Origin of the sequence: Alicyclobacillus hesperidum subsp. aegles (assembly GCF_027923525.1) — a bacterium.
Classification (GTDB): domain Bacteria; phylum Bacillota; class Bacilli; order Alicyclobacillales; family Alicyclobacillaceae; genus Alicyclobacillus; species Alicyclobacillus aegles.
Map to the genome: position 1 here is coordinate 1 of NZ_BSBJ01000039.1, position 269 is coordinate 269.

Consider the following 269-nt stretch of genomic DNA (forward strand, 5'->3'; position numbering starts at 1 on the left):
TGAAACATCTAAGTACCTCGAGGAAGAGAAAGCGAACGCGATTCCGTAAGTAGTGGCGAGCGAAAGCGGAGGAGCCCAAACCGTATACGTGGTACAGACTGCAGTCGATGCGTATACGGGGTAGCGGGGCTGTTAGGGCGAGCTGCAGGTAGCCAGCGCGAACTTGTGTTTAGGAGAACGGCATGGGAAGGCCGGCCAGAGACGGTGAGAGCCCGGTATCCGAAAGGCACAGGGGAGCGTGAAACAGACCCCAAGTACTGCGGGACACG

General features: G+C 58.0%; 1 rRNA gene. It reads left to right on the plus strand.

What is annotated here, in order from left to right:
- A 23S ribosomal RNA gene (locus QMF38_RS09600) occupies positions 1–269 on the plus strand; the annotation flags it as partial.